We start from the raw sequence: 16,539 nt of genomic DNA, 5'->3' as shown, positions 1-16,539 counted from the left end.
AGATCAGTGAAAAACGATAGGTTTTCCACTGATCTCTTAAAATACTAAGCTTGCCACTCATTCACAATTTTTGTAACTTCAGGGATTGTATTGATCGTACCATGGTTAGCGCCCTCAATGACATTCACATTACGATTATATACCAATTGTCCGCACTGCCCACTTTTAGTTGAGATGTTTCCATCATTTTCTACATAACTTGGAAAAGTATTGGCAATTGAAATCCCCTTACCTACAAACATATCTATATTTCCCATAGGTGACCATAAATTGGTTAAATTCAATACTTCGTTAACAAAAGCCGATGGCTTGTCAGTAAAAGCCATCCCATTGTATGGCGTTGCGCAGGTCAAAATATTGTTAACAAAGTTTGGTTTAAATGTATATAAGTATCGTGCAATTGCATTTCCACCATTAGAATGACCAAAAAGGTTAACGGTTGGATAACCATTGTCTTTTCTCACTAAATCAATGGCATTTTTCAATCCATAGCCAATATTTTCTAGCTCACATTCACGATAAAAGCAATTCTTAAATGTAATTACAATATTCTTATGTGAGCCATTTTGAACATATTTAGCTGTCCCATTTTTTTGTACTTCTACGCAATCAATTAAGTCTCGATTTCCGATACCCCAGATATTAAATTCATTTTGAAATGCATTTCCATTGGGATCTTTAAAATTAGCTCCAGATCCTGCTATAAATAAATTAATCATCATGTTATTATTCCCCCATCTTTGGCAAGAAATGCCCAAATAATAATGTTGTTCCACTTGCGCTATTTAAATTTACGAAAGTATTCTCTGCAATTCTGAATCCAATACGTTCAGGACTGACATAAATCCCATCACTCATAAATTGTTGGCCAGAATCGACTGGGAAATAAACTGCATTACCGTCTGAGTCGAAGATATCTGGTATAACACTATTCACTCTGATAATCTTTGAGATTGGTGTTACATTAGGATCTGAAGTTACTGCATTTGAATATAACAACTTGTTATCAATAAATACACTGTCATATTCATAATAACGATTATCAGTTACTCGATAACCTGTTATATGTCGTTGAGAATCTGGAACTTCTAACTGTTTGTCTGTGTAATATCTATCTCCATCATTAGGTGCTAGTGAGTTAGGAGCTCCTTTTTCGTCGTAATAATATAAGTCAACTTCTGTACTAAAATCTCTTAATCTTTCAATTGATAATGTGGTGGCTGTTTGCAAATCTCTATGCACCGCCATTTGAAAATCAGGTGCATCACCTTTGAAAATAATCCGACCATCATTAACATTCACAAATTTCACCCATTCATTAGTGGATACTTGTAAGTATTTATTTCCATCCTCTTCATCGTAGGCATAACTATTAATTTGCCAGTCGGTATTTTTACCTAAACTACGAGATGCCCGTGAAAATTTGGTGCGACTTGCATTTAATTGATACAGTGGAACACTACCCCACGATCCACCATCACCAATTCCTAATGCGGTTTTATTAAATGTACTAAAAAATCTAATCATCGTTTACTCCTTTGTTGCATTTTTTATTGGTATGAATTATTTAATTTTTTCATTTTTCTCAAATCATAATTCTCACCTTCTATTTATTAGACACAAGAATTGACCTTCATTAGACAATTGTCTATAATAAGCTTATATAAAAAGCATTAATGAATAACCCTAGCTAAAATACCGGTCTGATAGCTTGGGTGATCGATTCATTACTGCTGGCTTTCTTCTTGATGATTTAACTATAAGACTATTGTCTAATTGAATCAAGACGATTATCTAAAATATTTATAAGGAAGGATCCTTCCAGATGACACTATTTGATAAAGTCAAAGAAACCGCTAACGCCCAAGGATACAGTTTACTAAGTTTGAACGAAAAAGCTGGCTTAGGAAAGAACGCAATTTACAAATGGAAAACACAAAAACCAAGCATTGAGAATCTTACTAAAGTAGCTCAGGTACTCCATGTTTCTGTGGATTATTTGCTTGGCAAAGATGACAACGAGGCGAAAGCCGCTCAAAAAAAGACTACCGTGGACATTGATGACGACGACGTTATTATGACGTTTGAAGGAAGGCCCATTCCACCGGAAGACTTAGAAGTTATGAAAAGATTCCTGTTAGGTGGTAAAAGAGATCATGAATAACAATACCGCAGTAACCTATCTACTCAATTTGGCCCTCCAACATAACATTGGTGTTGAGTTCATGGACCTATCTCCATCAACACCACCTGCCACCAGCGTAAGTCAAAGATTGATCGCCATGAATGCCAATTGGCACAATCGTGATGACATCCCCATGCAGTTGGCTCATGAAATTGGGCACATTTTTAACAAGGATGATGAAAGATCATGCTTATACTTTTCTCCTACTAAAAATGGTATCGAAGGAAAAGCCAACCAAACCGCTATTGCCTTACTACTAAAACCATATTTAGAATCAAAAGAAAAGGAAGACGTCTCATCAGCAGACTTCATAACAACCTTCCATTTACCGATCGCACTGGAAGATATGGTCGTTAAACAAATTGCAGATTTCTACAAAAGGTAAACAACTTTAGCTAATTTTTCATCTAACAAAAACATCACTAATTCTTTGCAAAAAATTTCTCAGCAACAAAGCCAAAAATTTGAGCAATAACAACAATTATAACCAATTTAAGAATCCAATTAAGATGCTGAATATATGGAACATAATTTAAAACCCATCCTAAAACTAAAACCGTAAAAAATCCAATCAAAAACATCTTATTCCTCTTCATACAAAAACCTCTTTACCAATAATCAAATGCTAGATAATTCATATCAAACAAATCATCTAATTATCAAATATTGAGGATATCATTTTCCCATCTCATACGAAACCGCGAAGTTCTTACTAACTTGAAGATTTAAAAACATTTATACAACAAAGATTGAGCATCTGTACAAATCGAAATCTTAATGTCTAAGGGTTTGGGTTTCCTATTTTGGAGAAGATTGAGATAGACATGTGAGAAATAGGAAGCACAAAAAGTGCCTATTTGAACACGATATGTCGGTAAAACTAAAAAAGAAAGTACACTATACATACTATTTAGGTGGAGGGTCGGGGCGCTATATGGGCTCAGCCGCCAAATTCCTCTTGGCGACGAAGGAGCTTAGAGGAAGACTCGCATTTGAGATCGTCGAAGCGATTTTCTTCGAGGAGCTCAAATCGAGTCGGCAGCGTTCCAGTCCCATATAGCGCCCCGACCCGGAACCGGCATTGAACGTACAACCAAACACCCCCCACAATCCCTAACGATAATCAAAATCAAACATATACCCAACAAAAGAACGACAACGATACTCGTTCCAATACAATACACTATCCTGAGAAGTATAAAGATCACGATTAGGCATAAAATCATGATAAGGTATCCGCTCATCAAGTGGTACAGCACCAACAAAAGGTGCTCTTTCAAACCGTTCTAAATATGCAAAATAGTTCGTAACATTGCCCACCATGTAATAACTAGACATCGTTAAGATCCCCGCCACCAGAGCAAGTGGAATCGCTTTTTTCAGTTGCGGTCGATCAATTGAAATATTTGCCAATATGATCATGGCAAATAAGTATAAAAACATCGTGCCATTAATAAATTCTCGGGCACTGATCGGCTTAGTGATCAGCAAAAATGGACCCGTCAAAAATCCGAATGATAAGTAACAATATAGCAGGGCCCATTTAGCCAGCTTAGGGACATCCACTACGAACAGGCTCAACAATAAAAAGATAATCAGCAAAACTGACATAATGGCATCGATATTTTGTAATGTATTACCAATATTGACTGGTATAAAAATAGCATTGGATTGCTGACGAGCTAAAAACACATTGATCCAAGTATAATATCCGGCGAAAAAAACTGATGCAGACATCGTTAAATAATCCCAAGACTGTTTTTTTCGTTTACGCCAGATAGAGACAAATATGCCGGTCATCAACAACAAGATCAGAACTAAATTGAATGTTACGATCCAATAATGAGAAGTATTGACATATGTTCTTAGACTATCTGCTAATGAAAAATTTGTATCTCGATAGCTTGATTTGACCCAGTATGATCGGTTGCTGAACATCAATATGGCTGAAGCAATTGTCCCAATCAAATATGACCATTGATATTTTGGGATTGAATTGTTGAGCTTAAAAGTCACGATGATAACCGTGATCGCCATAGCTATTTGATACAACGTCACATGTTCAACAAAGAGTCCCCCGCTAAATCCGAGTATCAACGAAAATGTAATCAATACCCAATTATCAAATAAGTTACGTTCGATCAAATATTTTTTCGTCAACCACAAATATGCAAAAATAATCACCATGGCTGGAATGTAATTGACGAACGCCGCATTCCAAAACCAAGCGCCAGCGATATAGGCCCGACTAAACGTCAATGGTATCAATAACGATAAAAAGAAGAGTCCCATTTTACCACTCGACAATTTCCACAATAAATAAACTAGCAACGTCGCAAACAATCCGTAAAATATAAAATTATACAACGGGTGATGCATGCCAAATATCATTAAAACATTGGATAAATAGCGACCATTACTACTACCGCCGATATATGAAGGATCCTTGGTTGTAAAAAATCCGTGGTTAAGTAAAAAACGGCCTGCTTTACCCCACCAAAATTGATCATCGCCAAAAGGTATGATGAAAAATCTTAAAATGGAAAAATATAAAAAATACAATATCAATGAAATGCGGATGATGATTCGATTAGATTTTTTTAAACGGTCTGCTTTTCTTGTAAAATATCTTGCTCGTCTCATTTGACTATAAATACCCCTATAACACGATTTCCCCTTAGTTAATTCCAGTAAGTGCCAAAACCTTCAGCGACTGCTTTATCATGGATCGATTTTGCTGTCATCAAATCTTGTGCGGCAATACCAACGGTTTTGAAGAAAATAATCTCTTGGTCATTTTGCCGGCCAGAAATATCTTCTGAGATCACTTTGCCGATGTCCCCTGTGAAATCAGCATTAGTGATAGTTTTTTCAGCCAGTGGTTTTAAGATATCTCCCGCTTCTGCCAAAACAGCCTCTTGAGAATCAAAGAAGATCTTGTCAGCTTTTTCCAACAACCCCGCTGGCGTTTCTTGCATATCCGGCTGATAAGAACCAACGCCACTAACGGTTGCTCCCGGTTTGATATTGTTAGCATCATAAACTGGTTTTTTAGCGGTAGTTACAGTGATCACTAGATCGGCATTCTTGACCGCTTCATTGGCTGACTTGGCAGCAACGATTTTAGTTTGATAGTCTGCTAACTTTTCACTCATCTTTTCCGCAAATTCTTGGGCGCGTTCAAAATTCAAGTCGCTAACTTCGACAACCTCGAGATCTCGTACAGAAAGCATGGCAGCAAGCTGTGTTTCTGCCTGACCACCAGTCCCGATCAAGGCACCCTTGCGACAATCTTTTTTAGCCAAATATTTAAATGCCACGCCAGAAGCAGCTCCTGTCCGCAATTGTGTGACGTACGTTCCGTCCATGACCGTATCAACGATCCCCGTCTTGGCATCGATATTCAACACCTGAGCGTTGATCGAGGCAAGTCCTTGATTGATATTGTTAGGAAACATGTTCAAAACTTTGACACAAGAAGCATCGTACTCCTCGCAAAAAGCCGGCATACACAAAAACGTATCCTGATCATTCTGCTTTTTAATCTGCGTTCGCAATGGCACTTGCACTTTTCCAGCGGAAAAAAGTTTAAACGCATCGCCAACGGCGTCGATACAATCCTCAAGTGAGTAAAAATTTTCAATATCATCTTTCGATAGCAATAACATAAAAATCCCTGCCTTTCATTACCCTTTACTAATAGGATAACATGAACACGTTTACAGGCTGGGATCCTTATTGGTGTATTATAATTATATCAATAACAAGAGGTGGATCATGAAAATAACACGTGACGAAATTATTCCTAAAAATATTCAATTAGCAGTAACAAAAATCAGTTTCAAAAATGCCACCAAGAATCAATCTATGTGGGATGAGCTCCTTGATCCGCTCAATGAACGGATCAGTAATAACGATACCTTGGAAGATATTCGTAATTCTGAGCAGATCAAAGCGACTAAAACAGGCTATAAAGAATTAGGCAAAGACCCTTCCCGCTTCCGTCCTTCATCTGATGCACTTTGGAGACGAGTCGTGAAGGGTAAAGGTTTGTATCAGATCAATGCTTTAGTCGATTTGAACAATTATTTGTCATTGAAATACAAAATGCCTTTTGGAAGTTACGACTTGGACAAAATCAGTGGCGATATTAATCTGACTAAAGGTGCAAGCGGTGCTACTTATGCTGGGATTGGTAAGTCGGATATTAATATTGAGAATTTGTTGGTTTTGGCTGATGATGATGGACCTTTTGGTAGCCCTACTTCTGATTCAACTTGCGCCATGATTTCTGACGATACAGTGTCTGCTTTGATAGTTGGTTATTTATTTGGTTTTTCTTCGGCTGATGCTGCTGAGTTGCAGAATGGTGTTGCTGATGTTGTTGGACGTTTTTTGGATGATGGTTTGGTTTTGGAGCAGGGTCTGATTTAGGTTTCTGGTGTTTGATGTTTGTTGAGGAAGGATGATGGGGAGAGGTTTGTTGCCGGTTCTGGTGGGATTACGGGAATTGCGCCGTGGAACGCTGCGGGGTGCGGCTGACGGCGAATTCCCTCCACCCCACCAGAACCTAGGTTGGGGCAAAATCCAATTTTTTTGTGTGGGTGCGGTACTTAGTTTTATAGTGGTTAACTTTTTTAATTAGTTTGGATTTTTTCTTCCGTTTTCTCGTTCTTGCGATTTTTCTCTCGGGTTCTATCTTGTTGATCCCTTTTTGAGGTTATCATCAGTTGCTATTTAAATATATGAAAAAAGAAACAGTCACTTGCCTTATGTTGCACCTTTGGCAAGTGACTGTTTCTTTTGTTGAAGATTGGAACGTTCTTTCTTTTGGATCCAAACGTTTTGATTTTTTGTACCAAAAGGGGTTTGTTTTGTTGCCAAACGGGATTAGCTATATTGCCAAACGTTGCCCGTTTTATAGAGGAAACGAGTTCCGGCGCACAGCGGCCTCCGGTTAACACAGGTGGTCGCGGCGCGGCTTTGCCGCACCTCTGTGCGACCACCCGCGTTAATCCTCAGCAGCTGACCGTGCGCCTCCACTCTCTTTTTTTATTGATCCATCGATTGTAGTTGATACAACTCATAATACATGCCTTTGTTTCTTATTAATTCATCATGGTTGCCTCGTTCTACTATTTTACCTTTATTCAAGACTAGGATTTGGTCGGCGTCTTGGATGGTGGATAGTCTGTGGGCGATGGCTATTGTGGTTCTATCGCTTCTCATTTTGGTTAGACCCCTTGTGATTGTTTGTTCTGTTTGGGGGTCGATGTTGGCTGTAGCTTCGTCTAGGATCAGTACTTTGGGATCTTTTACTATGGTCCTGGCGAAGGAGATCAACTGTCTTTGACCGGTTGAGAAGCTGCTTCCTCTTTCGACTACTTTGGCATGGTATTTGCCTGATAGTTGTTGGATGAAGTTGTCGGCATCGACGAATTTTGCTGCTTGTTCAACTCTTTCATCGCTGATCGAATCGTCGTACATCCGAATGTTTTTGGTGATGTCGCCGTAGAACAAGTATGGTTCTTGCACGACGAGGCCTAATTTTTGCCGTAATTCTTTCATCGAAAAATCACGAATGTCTTGATCATCGATCAGGATCTTACCTTCACCGAATTCGTAAAAACGTAGTAAGACGTTGATGATCGAGCTCTTTCCACTTCCGGTATGTCCGACTAAAGCGACTGTTTCACCTGGTTGGACGACAAAGGAGATATCTTTTAAGATCGGCTGTCCGGGAACGTAGCTGAAGGTTACGTGTTGGAACTCGATTTTTCCAGCCGTCACTTTAGCTTGAGCACCTGGATGCTGTCTTGGCGCTAAGGTTTGGTCGTCAAACAATTTCATGATCCGATATCCAGCAACTAGACCGTCTTGAAAGTAAGACATGTAGTTCATCACATCAGACAAGGGGTTAAAAAAGTTTTGTTGATAAGAAATGAAAGCATAGATAACACCAGCTGCGACGACAGTGTTCATACTTTGAATTCCAAAGCCGCTCAAGGAGACTAGTTCTGCCAAGGTGAACATTAGTGAGATCGTTGGATAAAGTAAGAACGAATTCACGTTGATCATCTTATTGCGCATTCCAAAATAGGCACGGTTTTTTTCTTCAAATTCCTTAGTCATTCGTCTTTGTTGACCAAATTGTTGAATGATACTAATACCCATCAACGATTCGTTCAATTTGGTGTTGATCTGGCTCAAGTATTCACGCAATTTTTGATAGATCTTCGAACTCAAATGTTGGTACAACCAAACGACAAAATATAGCGCAAATATAAAAGCTGCAGTTGCCAAAGCCAGCACCTTACTGACAGAGAACATAGCAATAAAGGCCGATACCATTGCGAAAGCTGCGACTAAAATTGTTAAGAATAAATTCCAAAAGTCATACAAAGTTTTCGTATCATTAGTTACTCGCGACACGATCGAACCCTCTGGAGTCTTATCGAAATATTCCATCCCTAAGGTATGCAACTTGTGGAACAAACTGCTACGGATTTTTTCGAGAGTTCGTTCGGCTCCCATTGAGAAAGCAAAATTTTGGACGAACTGAACAATAGCTTTAATGATCGTCCCAATAAAATACACTGTTGCAAAAATCAGCACGACTCTAACACCAGTGCTTTGGTGGACAAGAAAATGATCCATATAGTATTGCAGCATTCTTGGCAATAATACGTTAATAATACTCAATAAAATCGCAAAAACGATAGCTGTAAAAAATTGTACTTTAAAAAATTTAGCATAGTGGAATAATCTTTTTAAAATCGTCACTTGTTGTTTTCGAGTCAATGACTGAACTTCTGTTTTGTTTGCTTTTTCTTTAGCCACGGTCATTCAGCCTCCCCTCGATCTCGGCACTCTTAGCTTGCAAGTTGAAAGTATCTGCATACCAGCCGTTTTGGCTTAACAACTGTTGATGTGTCCCGTGTTCAATGATAGTCCCATTATCAACAACAATGATCTGATCAGCATGTTCCACTGAGCTCAAACGACTGGCAGCAATAATCGTCGTCCCATTTTGCCGCTTTTGGGCGATCCGTTGCTCAATATTTCGTTCCGTCTTCGCATCAACAGCTGACAGAGAATCGTCTAAGATCAAAAGCTTGGGATCACTTAAAATAGCTCGAGCGATCGCCACCCGTTGTTTTTGACCACCAGAAAGCGAGACCCCTAATTCGCCAACCTCAGTGTCATATTTATCTGGCATATTTTCGATATCAGCAGCCAAATCAGCAATTTCACTAGCTTCTTCGACTTGAGATTGTGAAGCATCGATATTGGCGAATCGGATATTATCGCGAATATTAGTTGAGAATAAAAAGTTAGTCTGTGGTACATAGCCAATTTTGTCCAAGTAAGCATGCAAATCATATTTACGAACATCATTCTTCCCAACAATAATTTGACCACTGTAATGATCAAAATCGCGCATCAACAAACTAATAATCGTCGACTTACCACCACCAGTAGGACCAACGATCCCCAAAGTCTGCCCTTCCAAAAGCTTAAAATGCACCCCGATCAAAGCTTTCGACTCATCATCAGGATAATGAAAGCCAGCAATATTAAAATCGATATTCCCATCCGGAATTTTTTTCAAAGCATTGGGTGTTTGGACCAAGGAAGATTTCTCATCCAAAAGTTCCATGATCCGGTCATAACTAGCGGCACCACGCTCCAAAATATTAAACAAACTCCCGATAGCAAACATCGGCCAGGTAAGCTCGGCCAAATAAGTAATAAATGAGACCAACTGCCCAATAGTCATCGACTGACGAATCACCGCCAGACCACCGAAAATGATAGTGACCACATAAGAAAGCCCCATGATCAAAGTAGTCAAAGGATTAAACATAGCATCAAGGCGATAAGACCGCTTATTAGCAGCAATATTATCATCAACATAAGCATCAAAATCAGCCTCATCCTCAGCCTCTTGTCCCAAAGCCTTCAAAACCTTAATCCCAACAACACTCTCCTGCGTCTTGTTATTAATATTAGAAAACTCTCCTTGCGACCGCAAAAAAGCATCGTGGATCTTATTTCCCAAAACATTAGCCATCACAGCCAACAAAAGCAAAGGAATAACCGCAATCAAAGTAAGCTTCCAACTAACAAACATCCCCATAGCCACGATCATCGACAAACCAGTGATCAAAGAATCAGCCAAAGTCAAAACACCTTGACCAGCAACCTCACGAACAGCATCAATATCATTAGTAGCATGAGCCATCAAATCCCCAGTCCGCCACTTCTTATAAAAAGTAGTATCCATCTTCATAAAATGAACAAACAAGCGACTACGAAGCTCCCGCTCCAAAACAAAAGAACTACCATAAATCATCTTCTGCCAAGCAAAGCGCAACAAATAACCAGCGATAGCCACAAACAGCAAAACAGCCATATTAGAAAGCAAAAAAACACCAGAAACCGACTTCTGATCAACAGCATCAACAACATTACCAACAATCTTAGGAGGCACAATATTACAAATAGCAACCAAAAGCAACGCAAAAACACCAGACAAATACTGGCGCCAACGTCGCTTAAAAAACCAACTCAAACGCGTAAAAATACCCATAACCATTCACCTATATAAAAAATTTCATACAGAATAACTTACACCTTCCAGTACAGTCTAAGTCAAGTAAGGAAGCTCGATTAAAACAATAAAAACAAAAACAACCGCGAAAATGCGAGGAACGAGCATACGAGCCAGAAAAAAGAGTTCAAAGATACAAAGAAAGAAAAATCAAGGCGAGAGTGCGAGTGAAACACGAGCACGCAAGCAAAAAAACTACTAGTAAAAAAAGCAATTACAACAAATACAAAAAAAGGAAAACAGGCTGGGCATTTTGATCTGAGAACTTGAACTAGATTTTGAATGAAATCTTGAATGAAATCTTGAATGAATTCCTGAATGAGACTTGAATAAGGTTTTAGGTTTTGACCTTGATTTAGATCTTACAAACCAAGGAGGAAATTGAGATAGACATGTGAGGAATAGGACGCGCAAAAAGTGCCAATTTGATCAATATAAATCGGTAAAACTCAAACAAAGGGGGGTTATACATACCATTTAGACGGAGGGGCCCGGGGATACAGACCTCAGTGGTGAAATTCCTCTTGGCGACGAAGGAGCTTAGAGGAAGGTGCAGTTTTGAAACAAGCGAGCGCCCTTTGCTCGATTGGTTCAAAATGTGCCCACCACGTTCCAGCGTCTGTATCCCCGGGCCCCGGAGTCGGCATTGAACGTAGCAACCAAACTACTACCCCCATCCCAGCTAACCAAACAAACTAACAGACCTCCAGCAAAATAAAACGCTTCTGTCTGCATAGCTCTCTTACATCTATACAAAAAAAAGCCTTGCCACCAAAAAAGCAGCAAAGCATAAAAACTATAGCAAACGCTTCTCGCCATCCAAATCACGAATATGCTGAACATCCTGAGTAACCTCAAGACAACCAAGATACTCGCCATCATCATCACGCAAAGCATAATATCGAATATAAACATACTTCTCACCATGCAAATTAATCCAAAACTCGTTAGAATCCGAAGTCCCCTCATGAAACTCCTTCAAAATCTCAAGCACCTTATCAACACTCTTAGGCGGATGACAGTTAACCACAGCCCGGCCAATAACAGCCTTAGTCCGTGGAAAAACCCGATCAGGCGAGTTAGAAAACCACTTAACATGGTCAGTAGCATCAACAAAAGTAAGGTCGACCGGCAAAATCTTAAAAATAGCCGTCAACTCATCCAAGTTCAATTTCCCAGAATCAAAGCGGACATTGATCTCGTCAGTAGGCATCTCCAAACCAGTCTTCACATGTTGCGAACGACGTCTGATCCGTTCATGAGCAGACATCTTCTCTGAAGAGTCAGAATCAGCAACCGGTTCATCATCCTCATGCAAAGAAGGCGTAACATCAACGATTGGAATACGTTTCTTCGAACGCTTCTTCTTCGTATCCTTAGCCTTCAAACCTTCAGAATCAGCCAATCCTTGAGCCATCTTGTTCAGCTCATTAGCAATCTCAGGGTTCTTCTTCTTCTTACCTTCAGCAATCTCTTTTTCAGTTGGTTTCCAAGGAAGCGGATCTGGGATCAAAGTATAGCCCATGTCTTTTTCATCTTGTTCGACCATATACCAATCTTCTGGCGTAGCCACTTCGTCAAGCATCGGGATCATGATCTCTTCTTCTTTAAAGATCATTTCCATAGTCTCTTTACATGCTTTTTCAATAGAGGCTTCGACTTCATACTTATCAGGAACAGGATCAGCCATAACCATATTATAGGCATCCTTGATCCAGCCTCTGATCTCATCATCAACGCCCCACATCACCTTAGGCGGCGCAGTGATTCCGTACTTGTCCATCAGTGGGAAGATGCTATTTTCCTTACGAGTGTAATGTTTATCGATCGTCATCAGATCTTTTAAAGCCTTTTGCATTCGTGCTAAATATTGGTCATTGTCACCATCTTGTTGCCATTTTTTCAGGCAAGGTAGTAATTCATCATTGATCAATGAAGAAAGGACAACATTTTCCAATTTCATTGTTGCAACTGGATGTCCGGGCTTTTCAAAAGCTGGTGTGCTTTCGTTTCCTGTGATCGATCCTTTGAAAACAGCCGCATGGACATTACATAAGTTTTGGATCTCCATTGGATTCAAACCACTGGCGATCAGTTCACGTTCAGCTGAAGTGATCTCTGAAACATCGACGCTTGAAAACGAATCATCAAACATCTTCTTAGCTTCATCGAAGTCTCCACCTTCGTGTAAAAAATTTAAGATCTCAACGATTTTCTTTTGTCGTTGGACACTACTCAAAGTCTTATTGGTCATAATTTTTCAGCTCATAGCCCCTCTCTTCAAAGGCCTGGGCAATCTTATTTAGTGGTATTCCCATGGCTTTTGATCCTTTTTTCAAATTAATGATCTTCCCGACAGTATTGAGCATTCCGGGAACTTTGATTTTTGTAAAGCCAATCGAATACATAATATCTACGAAATCTGGATATTCATTTGCCAATGTGTGAATTGGCACTTCGAAATCAATAACTTTTTCACTCATAAGCAAATCTCCTCGTTTTAAAAACTATCCGTGAATTCCTAATGCAATTTTGGCAAAACGGCTCATTTTAGTCATATCCCAAATTGGGTACCAGACTAAATTAATGTCGCAGCTTTCGACTCCGTCGACTGATTCAACAGCTTGATGGATATCATTGTTGATCATATCGCTCAATGGACAGCCCATTGTGGTCAAAGTCATTGTAACTGTACATTTTGTTCCTTCGATGTCGATACCATAGATCAAGCCTAAATTAACGATATCGATACCTAATTCGGGATCGATCACTGCTTCCAAAGCATTAGTGATTTCGTCAACTTTTTGTTTCTTTGTTTCTTCATCCATAGTTTTCCCTCTCTTTATTTCACGATCTTGTGTTGACCAGAAATGTATTCTTTTTGCAAAAGAACTAAACAGATCAAGGCAACTACGGCGATCAAATAAATTCCGATCTCATAACCGCCAGTTGATTGTTTGATAATACCTAAAATGATTGGTGGGAAGTATCCACCAAGACCACCCATGGCACCAACAAATCCAGTAACAGCACCGGTATTTCCTGATGATACGAATGGAACCATTTTGAAGATGATACCATTACCCATACCAACAAGGATAGCAATAATGACAACGATAGCTGAGAAAATCCCTTGATTCTTCAAGAAAATACCAAAGACGATCGCTACGACGATCAAAGCAATAAAGTCATATCTCAACAAAGTCATTGGACGGATCTTATCTGATAAATATCCACCTAATGGACGGACCAACGTTCCGATAACAGCGAAAATAGCTGCCCAAATACCTGCATCTACTAGTGATTGTGAGAATAATTTTGTCATAAACGTTGGCAATAAATTACTCATCGACATGAACATACCGAAAGTTAAGAAGTAGAACAAAGCCAAGAACCAAGTATCTTTTTCTTTAGCAACTGACAATGACTTGCCGATCGTTGCTTCTTTGTTCGTCTTTGATTCTGGACAGAACAACATTAAAATCACAAAAATAACTAGTAATACTACTAATAAATAAAAAATACCTTCTAGACCCATACTCTTAACTAATCTTGGTAGGAAAAAAGCTGAAAAGGCAGTACCGATGTTACCCACACCAGCAATACCTAAAACTAGTCCTTGTTTTTCTGGTGGGAAAAATCCGGTAACATACGAAACACCAACAGCAAATGATGTTCCAGCCATTCCTAGTAGTAATGCTGTAAAAATCAACATTCCGTATGAATGCACTCTAGGCATCATCAAAACAGGAATGATCAAGAAGATCATTAAGACGATGTAAGTTTTCTTACCGCCCCATCTATCAGTCAAAATTCCCATTGGGATTCTCATAATTGAACCTAATAAAATTGGTGTAGCTAATAAGAATGAACGTTGGAATTCGGAAACTTGGACACCTGCGTTATTCAAAATGACATCAACTAGTGGTGACAAACATAGCCATACCATAAAACAAACCATCATCGACAATGTTCCCATTGCTAAAGCAAGATACGATTTACCTTTGCTTTCCATCTTACATACCCCCATTATTTATTAACTTAAAAATAAAATCCTAGCCCCCACTAACTGGTGGGATAATCGCAATTTCGTCAACCGACTCTAACTTAATATCTTGGTCGTTAGTATATTCCTCGTTGACCGCAACTAAAGATTGGTCCAAAACATTTGCATAATCAGGATGCAGTTCTTTGATCTGATTCAATACATCTTGGCTTTTAAATTGATCTGGCAAATTCAAATCGATCGAGGGACCGATTTTTTCAGCTAAGACTGAAAATAGTTTAACTTTCATTCTCCTAGACCTCCCCAGCGAATTTTATCTTTATCGTACTCTTTTTTCCAAATTGGCACAGTTTTCTTCAAGGTATCGATCAACATTTGACAATTCTCAAATGCTTCGGCACGGTGAGGTGCGGCTACGCCAATAAAGACGGCAACTTCTCCAAGAGCTAACTCACCAACTCGATGGACCATAACCACGTCCATCCCTTTGTCTAAAACAATGTTGGCTAACTTATGCATTTCTTTCTCTGCCATATTCTTATAAGTCGTGTACTCGATCTTCTCAGTTTCAACTTCATCAGTGAACTGGCGGATCGTACCGATAAAAGTATCGATCCCGCCATATTCATCGTGCATCAAACTTTCGGTCAGGCCCGCAACGTCAATTGGTTCTTCAACGATCTTGACAATGCTCATTTAATGACCTCCCCATTTAAGATCTTGTGGACCTCTTTGGTAGTAAATTTATGGTTGAAAAATGCTTGGTAGAAATTCTTGACCTTATTGGTCATATTTACATCCTTCATTTCCTCGGGATGGATCTTGCTAGCAGCCCACCACAATTGGAGTGACTCTTCAGCTGAATAGCGATCCCATTGGAAAATCCCGGTTGGATTACCATAAACTTTCTTATTCTTAACGGCTTTGAGCGATTTAAAACGAGAATCTTTCTTCAAGGCTTTCAAAGCTTTCTTGCTAGTAGTGTTACCAACGATGATAATATCTGGATCAGCTTTGATGATCTCTTCGGCAGAAACATCGATCATATTACCCTTAGCTTTGATGGCGTTCTTACCACCAGCAGTCTTGATCCACTGGTCAACGATGGTCTTACGTCCATCGACCTTAGTGAGATCAGTCTTATTAACGATGTGCAAGACGCTTGGTGTCCCTGCCATCGAAGTTCTACGTTTGACTTCGCGAATATCGTCATTGAGCTTTTCATTGTAGGCGGCAGCATTCTTGTTAGCTTTGCCTCCTAATATTTTACCAGTTAATGTAACCGTTTTCTTCATTCCTTTAAAATCTTGAAACATTGAGTTGACAGCCGGAATGCCAGCTTTACGGATCGTCTCGATCTGTGCCTTGTCGGCGCTGATAACTACATCCGGTTTTTGGGCGATCAACTCTTCAGTATTAACGCTTTGCCCATTGAAAGGAACGGCTTGCTTCTTGACCTCAGGATAAAGTCGCGTCAACAGCTTATTATCGCGAATTAATTGCGTCGTCGCGACCAGATCATCTTCACCGCCAAGCATTAACAAAATTGGGTTGTTAGCGTGCCACAAATCGGCCACTCGCTTGACTTTCTTAGGAATCTTAACTTTCTTGCCACTGTTATCTTTAACGACACGCGTATCCGAAGCAGCTTGAGAATTGCCATATGAACCCCCAAAAGCTACCAGCAATAATATCGCCAAAAAAGCGACTATTAGAGTCTTTTTCTTTTTCATA

The 16,539-nt window shown here is 39.5% G+C and carries 19 protein-coding genes; 3 read left to right on the top strand and 16 right to left on the bottom strand.

Going from position 1 to position 16,539, the window contains the following annotated elements:
* Nucleotides 1-44: 44 nt before the first annotated feature.
* Both EKM78_RS01550 and EKM78_RS01545 read right to left on the bottom strand, forming a co-directional pair.
* Nucleotides 45-722 (bottom strand): alpha/beta hydrolase, encoded by a 678-nt coding sequence (locus tag EKM78_RS01550; RefSeq protein WP_125768364.1) that lies wholly within the window; start codon nucleotides 720-722, stop codon nucleotides 45-47.
* A 4-nt stretch (nucleotides 723-726) separates the two neighbouring features.
* Nucleotides 727-1,527, bottom strand: coding sequence for a hypothetical protein (locus EKM78_RS01545; RefSeq protein WP_125768361.1), 801 nt, complete (start codon nucleotides 1,525-1,527; stop codon nucleotides 727-729).
* Nucleotides 1,528-1,825: 298 nt separating this feature from the next.
* On the opposite strand from EKM78_RS01545, the gene EKM78_RS01540 reads away from it, so the two are divergent.
* Together EKM78_RS01540 and EKM78_RS01535 are read left to right on the top strand one after the other, a co-directional pair.
* Complete coding sequence (locus EKM78_RS01540; protein ID WP_125768358.1) at nucleotides 1,826-2,164, top strand: helix-turn-helix domain-containing protein; 339 nt, start codon at nucleotides 1,826-1,828, stop codon at nucleotides 2,162-2,164.
* Entirely contained in the window at nucleotides 2,157-2,570 is a 414-nt protein-coding gene (locus tag EKM78_RS01535; protein WP_125768355.1) for an ImmA/IrrE family metallo-endopeptidase, read from the top strand. Before EKM78_RS01540 ends, EKM78_RS01535 begins: the two co-directional genes overlap by 8 nt.
* 37 nt (nucleotides 2,571-2,607) lie before the next feature.
* On the opposite strand, the gene EKM78_RS12410 is transcribed toward EKM78_RS01535, so the two are convergent.
* The 4 genes from EKM78_RS12410 to EKM78_RS01525 all read right to left on the bottom strand — a co-directional run bounded on the left by EKM78_RS12410 (nucleotide 2,608) and on the right by EKM78_RS01525 (nucleotide 5,853).
* A complete protein-coding gene (locus EKM78_RS12410) occupies nucleotides 2,608-2,781 on the bottom strand; it encodes a hypothetical protein (RefSeq protein WP_164507143.1) in 174 nt (57 codons plus the stop codon).
* Nucleotides 2,782-3,125: 344 nt separating this feature from the next.
* The gene (locus EKM78_RS12405) at nucleotides 3,126-3,278 is read right to left on the bottom strand and encodes a hypothetical protein (protein ID WP_164507142.1); all 153 of its coding nucleotides are present in this window, start codon (nucleotides 3,276-3,278) and stop codon (nucleotides 3,126-3,128) included.
* A 20-nt stretch (nucleotides 3,279-3,298) separates the two neighbouring features.
* On the bottom strand, nucleotides 3,299-4,828 hold the full coding sequence (locus tag EKM78_RS01530; RefSeq protein WP_125768352.1) for a DUF6056 family protein: 1,530 nt from the start codon (nucleotides 4,826-4,828) through the stop codon (nucleotides 3,299-3,301).
* A gap of 38 nt (nucleotides 4,829-4,866) precedes the next feature.
* A complete protein-coding gene (locus EKM78_RS01525) occupies nucleotides 4,867-5,853 on the bottom strand; it encodes an ornithine cyclodeaminase family protein (RefSeq protein ID WP_125768350.1) in 987 nt (328 codons plus the stop codon).
* Between the two features lie 109 nt (nucleotides 5,854-5,962).
* Between EKM78_RS01525 and EKM78_RS01520 the strand changes: the two genes are divergently transcribed.
* The gene (locus EKM78_RS01520; RefSeq protein ID WP_125768347.1) at nucleotides 5,963-6,619 is read left to right on the top strand and encodes a B3/B4 domain-containing protein; all 657 of its coding nucleotides are present in this window, start codon (nucleotides 5,963-5,965) and stop codon (nucleotides 6,617-6,619) included.
* Nucleotides 6,620-7,237: 618 nt separating this feature from the next.
* On the opposite strand, the gene EKM78_RS01515 is transcribed toward EKM78_RS01520, so the two are convergent.
* The 10 genes from EKM78_RS01515 to EKM78_RS01475 all read right to left on the bottom strand — a co-directional run bounded on the left by EKM78_RS01515 (nucleotide 7,238) and on the right by EKM78_RS01475 (nucleotide 16,538).
* Nucleotides 7,238-9,025: an ABC transporter ATP-binding protein gene (locus EKM78_RS01515; protein ID WP_245994727.1), complete on the bottom strand. Its 1,788-nt coding sequence runs from the start codon at nucleotides 9,023-9,025 to the stop codon at nucleotides 7,238-7,240.
* Nucleotides 9,018-10,778: an ABC transporter ATP-binding protein gene (locus EKM78_RS01510; RefSeq protein WP_125768341.1), complete on the bottom strand. Its 1,761-nt coding sequence runs from the start codon at nucleotides 10,776-10,778 to the stop codon at nucleotides 9,018-9,020. The genes EKM78_RS01515 and EKM78_RS01510 overlap by 8 nt, the downstream gene beginning before the upstream one ends.
* 527 nt (nucleotides 10,779-11,305) lie before the next feature.
* The gene (locus tag EKM78_RS12400) at nucleotides 11,306-11,476 is read right to left on the bottom strand and encodes a hypothetical protein (protein ID WP_164507141.1); all 171 of its coding nucleotides are present in this window, start codon (nucleotides 11,474-11,476) and stop codon (nucleotides 11,306-11,308) included.
* Between the two features lie 119 nt (nucleotides 11,477-11,595).
* Nucleotides 11,596-13,053 (bottom strand): DUF438 domain-containing protein, encoded by a 1,458-nt coding sequence (locus tag EKM78_RS01505; RefSeq protein ID WP_125768338.1) that lies wholly within the window; start codon nucleotides 13,051-13,053, stop codon nucleotides 11,596-11,598.
* Nucleotides 13,043-13,282, bottom strand: a complete 240-nt coding sequence (locus EKM78_RS01500; RefSeq protein WP_125768336.1) for a DUF1858 domain-containing protein — start codon at nucleotides 13,280-13,282, stop codon at nucleotides 13,043-13,045. Before EKM78_RS01500 ends, EKM78_RS01505 begins: the two co-directional genes overlap by 11 nt.
* A gap of 24 nt (nucleotides 13,283-13,306) precedes the next feature.
* A complete protein-coding gene (locus EKM78_RS01495; RefSeq protein WP_125709312.1) occupies nucleotides 13,307-13,627 on the bottom strand; it encodes a metal-sulfur cluster assembly factor in 321 nt (106 codons plus the stop codon).
* Between the two features lie 14 nt (nucleotides 13,628-13,641).
* On the bottom strand, nucleotides 13,642-14,814 hold the full coding sequence (locus EKM78_RS01490) for a nitrate/nitrite transporter (RefSeq protein WP_125768333.1): 1,173 nt from the start codon (nucleotides 14,812-14,814) through the stop codon (nucleotides 13,642-13,644).
* A gap of 40 nt (nucleotides 14,815-14,854) precedes the next feature.
* Nucleotides 14,855-15,094: a MoaD/ThiS family protein gene (locus tag EKM78_RS01485; protein ID WP_125768330.1), complete on the bottom strand. Its 240-nt coding sequence runs from the start codon at nucleotides 15,092-15,094 to the stop codon at nucleotides 14,855-14,857.
* Nucleotides 15,091-15,501 carry a molybdenum cofactor biosynthesis protein MoaE gene (locus tag EKM78_RS01480; RefSeq protein ID WP_125768327.1) on the bottom strand — a complete coding sequence of 137 codons (411 nt, stop codon included), beginning with the start codon at nucleotides 15,499-15,501 and terminating at the stop codon, nucleotides 15,091-15,093. Before EKM78_RS01480 ends, EKM78_RS01485 begins: the two co-directional genes overlap by 4 nt.
* A complete protein-coding gene (locus tag EKM78_RS01475) occupies nucleotides 15,498-16,538 on the bottom strand; it encodes an ABC transporter substrate-binding protein (RefSeq protein ID WP_125768324.1) in 1,041 nt (346 codons plus the stop codon). Before EKM78_RS01475 ends, EKM78_RS01480 begins: the two co-directional genes overlap by 4 nt.
* Nucleotide 16,539: the final 1 nt, after the last annotated feature.

Source organism: Companilactobacillus furfuricola (genome assembly GCF_003946325.1).
Classification (GTDB): domain Bacteria; phylum Bacillota; class Bacilli; order Lactobacillales; family Lactobacillaceae; genus Companilactobacillus; species Companilactobacillus furfuricola.
This window is presented reverse-complemented; position numbering and strand designations above follow the sequence as displayed.

Coding starts and splice junctions, on each gene's coding strand:
- EKM78_RS01550 (WP_125768364.1), bottom strand. CDS start 722: ATGATGATTAATTTATTTATAGCAGGATCTGGAGCTAATTTTAAAGAT.
- EKM78_RS01545 (WP_125768361.1), bottom strand. CDS start 1,527: ATGATTAGATTTTTTAGTACATTTAATAAAACCGCATTAGGAATTGGT.
- EKM78_RS01540 (WP_125768358.1), top strand. CDS start 1,826: ATGACACTATTTGATAAAGTCAAAGAAACCGCTAACGCCCAAGGATAC.
- EKM78_RS01535 (WP_125768355.1), top strand. CDS start 2,157: ATGAATAACAATACCGCAGTAACCTATCTACTCAATTTGGCCCTCCAA.
- EKM78_RS12410 (WP_164507143.1), bottom strand. CDS start 2,781: ATGAAGAGGAATAAGATGTTTTTGATTGGATTTTTTACGGTTTTAGTT.
- EKM78_RS01530 (WP_125768352.1), bottom strand. CDS start 4,828: ATGAGACGAGCAAGATATTTTACAAGAAAAGCAGACCGTTTAAAAAAA.
- EKM78_RS01525 (WP_125768350.1), bottom strand. CDS start 5,853: ATGTTATTGCTATCGAAAGATGATATTGAAAATTTTTACTCACTTGAG.
- EKM78_RS01520 (WP_125768347.1), top strand. CDS start 5,963: ATGAAAATAACACGTGACGAAATTATTCCTAAAAATATTCAATTAGCA.
- EKM78_RS01510 (WP_125768341.1), bottom strand. CDS start 10,778: ATGGGTATTTTTACGCGTTTGAGTTGGTTTTTTAAGCGACGTTGGCGC.
- EKM78_RS12400 (WP_164507141.1), bottom strand. CDS start 11,476: ATGGGGGTAGTAGTTTGGTTGCTACGTTCAATGCCGACTCCGGGGCCC.
- EKM78_RS01505 (WP_125768338.1), bottom strand. CDS start 13,053: ATGACCAATAAGACTTTGAGTAGTGTCCAACGACAAAAGAAAATCGTT.
- EKM78_RS01500 (WP_125768336.1), bottom strand. CDS start 13,282: ATGAGTGAAAAAGTTATTGATTTCGAAGTGCCAATTCACACATTGGCA.
- EKM78_RS01495 (WP_125709312.1), bottom strand. CDS start 13,627: ATGGATGAAGAAACAAAGAAACAAAAAGTTGACGAAATCACTAATGCT.
- EKM78_RS01490 (WP_125768333.1), bottom strand. CDS start 14,814: ATGGAAAGCAAAGGTAAATCGTATCTTGCTTTAGCAATGGGAACATTG.
- EKM78_RS01485 (WP_125768330.1), bottom strand. CDS start 15,094: ATGAAAGTTAAACTATTTTCAGTCTTAGCTGAAAAAATCGGTCCCTCG.
- EKM78_RS01480 (WP_125768327.1), bottom strand. CDS start 15,501: ATGAGCATTGTCAAGATCGTTGAAGAACCAATTGACGTTGCGGGCCTG.
- EKM78_RS01475 (WP_125768324.1), bottom strand. CDS start 16,538: ATGAAAAAGAAAAAGACTCTAATAGTCGCTTTTTTGGCGATATTATTG.